The 3,344-nt window shown below is 33.7% G+C and carries 6 protein-coding genes and 1 pseudogene; 4 read left to right on the top strand and 3 right to left on the bottom strand.

Annotated elements, in window-relative coordinates:
* The 3 genes from AC3AX0_RS06145 to AC3AX0_RS06135 all read left to right on the top strand — a co-directional run.
* Positions 1-515, top strand: a 515-nt coding sequence (locus AC3AX0_RS06145; protein ID WP_487549426.1) for a DUF4367 domain-containing protein, incomplete at its 5' end; no start/stop codon positions are given.
* 72 nt (positions 516-587) lie between these two features.
* Positions 588-1,022, top strand: coding sequence for a hypothetical protein (locus AC3AX0_RS06140; RefSeq protein WP_487549425.1), 435 nt, complete (start codon positions 588-590; stop codon positions 1,020-1,022).
* Between the two features lie 127 nt (positions 1,023-1,149).
* Positions 1,150-1,362 carry a hypothetical protein gene (locus tag AC3AX0_RS06135; RefSeq protein WP_487549424.1) on the top strand — a complete coding sequence of 71 codons (213 nt, stop codon included), beginning with the start codon at positions 1,150-1,152 and terminating at the stop codon, positions 1,360-1,362.
* Here the strand turns inward: AC3AX0_RS06135 and AC3AX0_RS06130 are convergent.
* The gene (locus AC3AX0_RS06130; protein WP_487549423.1) at positions 1,343-1,492 is read right to left on the bottom strand and encodes a hypothetical protein; all 150 of its coding nucleotides are present in this window, start codon (positions 1,490-1,492) and stop codon (positions 1,343-1,345) included. The genes AC3AX0_RS06135 and AC3AX0_RS06130 overlap by 20 nt on opposite strands.
* Positions 1,493-1,591: 99 nt before the next feature.
* On the opposite strand from AC3AX0_RS06130, the gene AC3AX0_RS06125 reads away from it, so the two are divergent.
* Positions 1,592-2,263, top strand: a complete 672-nt coding sequence (locus AC3AX0_RS06125; RefSeq protein ID WP_487549422.1) for a hypothetical protein — start codon at positions 1,592-1,594, stop codon at positions 2,261-2,263.
* A 201-nt stretch (positions 2,264-2,464) separates the two neighbouring features.
* Here the strand turns inward: AC3AX0_RS06125 and AC3AX0_RS06120 are convergent, their stop codons facing one another.
* Positions 2,465-3,037 (bottom strand): ATP-binding protein, encoded by a 573-nt coding sequence (locus tag AC3AX0_RS06120; protein ID WP_487549421.1) that lies wholly within the window; start codon positions 3,035-3,037, stop codon positions 2,465-2,467.
* Positions 2,994-3,344: pseudogene (locus tag AC3AX0_RS06115) on the bottom strand (hypothetical protein); the annotation flags it as partial. The pseudogene AC3AX0_RS06115 and the gene AC3AX0_RS06120, both read right to left, overlap by 44 nt.

Genomic DNA, 3,344 nt, shown 5'->3' with positions numbered 1-3,344 from the left:
GGCTAGGAACACGCACGGCAGCTATAGTAGTTTGTGCATTTTTCATATTTGGTGCAGCAATCATGAGTGTGGATGCTTTGAGGATCAAGTTTTTTGATATAATAGAAGAGGCTAGAGAGAAATATACAGCTGTTGAAACCATAGAAAACATGAATAATGTTCGGGCCGACGATATACAGGGAAATTGGGAGGGATATTGTTATCCGACAATCATCCCTGAAGGATACCAGTTAACGGATACAATAAAGGATGAATTCTCTGGTATCATGATTTTCACAAAAGACGAGTCTGAAGAAATAATATTCTATCAAGGTTCAGTTACCGGAGGATACCATGTTGATACGGAGAATGGAAAATCCATGGAAGTGGAAGTTAACGGCCATGAAGGTCTCATTGTTGAGAAGGAAAATTCAAATATATTGATGTGGCATGATGATGTAGAAATGTATTATATTCAAGGGAATGTTGAAAAATCAATACTTTTAAAGATTGCTGAAAATATTAAGAAAAAGTAACAAAAAACTTTTCAAAAAAGTGTAAGATTTCGCATCCCAAAACAGTTATATATAGTGAAGGGGGTGATAATAATGAGAAGAATCAGAATTGTAATTTTGAATCTATGTATTGCGATGTTTATCTCTGTAGTACCGGCACAGGCAGCTGAAAATACTAATCTGGTAGCAAAGGAAGATGCAGGTCAGGCGAAGTTTTCTTATATCTGTGTGATTGATAACAATTTGAAGATTGACAATGATGGAAGAGTCATTGTTACATCTTCACTGACTTCGAGAAATGTTGACAAAATATTATTGAGTATATTTCTTCAGAAGTATGAAAATGGAAGCTGGATAAATCTTAAGCACTGGACTATAACAAAAGAAGGTAATGCAGCTTTGCTTGGTGGAGAATACAGTGTGCAGAGTGGATTTGCTTACAGAATAGTATCCTATGGATATGTCAATGGAAGCAAGGGAGAATTTCTGGAAGGAGATTCGTATTATGGCGGTTCGGAGCTATATTAATAGCAGATGATGACACTATTTATGTGACATTTGAGGATATGGTTGAAAGTTTGTATTATAAGTGTTAAAAAATGTATTAGAGAAAAAGAAACTAAAAAAGTTTATAATTGAATTTGGAGGAATTGAAATGAAAAAGATATTAGTATTTATTTTGGTAGCGATAATGGTATTGCAAATCAATGTATTTGCAATAGGAGAAAAGGCTTCTGTTAGTGAAAGTCTTGTAGAAAGTGATAACAGTTTCGAGGAGAGGGAAATTTCATATGAGGAGTATTTAGAATCAAAGGCAAAAGCAGAGGGAATCTCAATTGATGAGGGAATTATCCAACTACAGAAGTAAGATTATCTGCTTGTGGATATTTTGAAGTAGAGTATGATGTTTCATTTGGAGTAGGATTTGAAATACCTGGATTTACTGTTAATGGTTCGGTTACAGCACCACAGTCATATTTATCTGAAGAGATGTACATTGTATTAAATTATAGTTGCTACTAAAAATCACGACTCAAACAATACACACTTTGATTTGTATGTATTGTTTGAGTCGGAAAATTTTTTGGAGAAAATAAATGAAGATAAAAATTGTTACTGGACTAATAGTCTTACTCATGATTTTAACATATTGTAATTATAATGATAATATTGAAAATGAAGTAGGTGTGACTATTACAGAAATATCCGAATCTGAATACTACTATTTAGCAGGAAATGGTAAATCAGTTTTAATTGATCGAGTAATTGCTAATGACAAGGAAGAAAAAAGCAAATATGAAGAAACTTGTCAAGAAAGAATTGAAAATATCGAGCTGGAAACAATCGAATATATATATAAGCGAATAGATAAAGTTGATGAATATCCAGATAATAGAAGCTTTAAAGCAAAAATAACTGCTGTTGTAGTAATTGCTAAGCATAATGGGAGTGAAGAAATAGTCTATGTGAGTAATGAATGTGTTAGCAGCGTTGGAGTAAGTGGTCTATATGAATTCAAATGGAACGAATTGTCTAAAAATATAGAACTTTCCTCAGAGGACTACTCAAATGAAAAGTATCCTATTAATGTAGCAAGAGTATCTGTCATGGGTTATTTTGAAACACTTGTAGACGAGGATATTGAATCGATAAATGGCTTTTATGCTGAAGGAGATGAAAAAAAGAATTTAATTAGATTTACTTCTAAAGATGTGTTTTATTTGATAATTAATTATGATTCTAAACAGGGTCTGTCGAATGAAGTCTAAAGTCAAGAAAAAAATGTGTAACAGGCAGCAACACAATCCTTTAGGAATATATTAAATTAGGTGACTATAATTTGTCGTTTAAGTGTAGTCTGTGGGCACTGGAATTTGTAGCTTAACAATGCAGTGGATAAATAATTTAATCGACCGGTAGATTTCGGACGATTAAATATCGAACGGAAACGACCGGTCGATATGGATCAGTTATTCCAATGCTTTATATCCAGTTGCAGGTCCATTACCAACTTTGATAATCCATCCTGAATCTCGAAGCTTATTAAGCAATTTAATCGTTTGGGATTTTTCAAGATCAATATGATTTTGAATTTCTACTCGCTTGATTATCGGATGCTGCAAAATCAAGTCATAAACAGTCCTTTCTTTACCAGTCAATACGCTCATATCCCTTTTATCTATTTCGGAACTGTATTTTAGACTGATTGACTCTTTTACATAGGGCAAAACGACTATTATAGCATTCTCACTAACCAGAAAACCAGGTTTTATTTCTTGATTAATATATTGCTCCTTGATTCGTCTTATACCTGTTGCAAGCTTCTCAATAATTTTCAGTCGAAGGAAGATATCTGCAATCTTCCTGTTCCTCGGTTTAGATAGTCTGCCTTCGATATATTCTTCTTTAAGCATTCCCAAAGGCAATCCTCCAGGAGAGATAATTTCGATTCGATTGGAATAAAATTCAACTCTGGCATCAACAGCTACAGAATAATCTCTATGAACCAACATATTCAACAGTTTTTCTATACGCTGATTCAATGATTTCCCCAACATTAATATGTTTTTTGTAGAAAGCCATACAGTCATCAAATTGCTTTATTACAGAGTCTGAATCCAGAGTCATTCTGTCTTTTATTCTGCCAACGCCTGTATCTGAAAAAGCAACAAGCTGTACAACTGAACCCTCAATAGGATTATCATCTGAAAGCAGTGCTGCCGCTATATTGTACTGGTTATCGTGAATCAGTCCCAGAGTACGCATTAGATCATCGGACAATGTAGTGATTTGAAAGTGCTTTCTCATTAAATTCTCAAAATGTTTAAATGATAAAGATTGTGCTGGAGA

The sequence above is a fragment of the Dethiosulfatibacter sp. genome (genome assembly GCF_983023055.1).
This window is presented reverse-complemented; position numbering and strand designations above follow the sequence as displayed.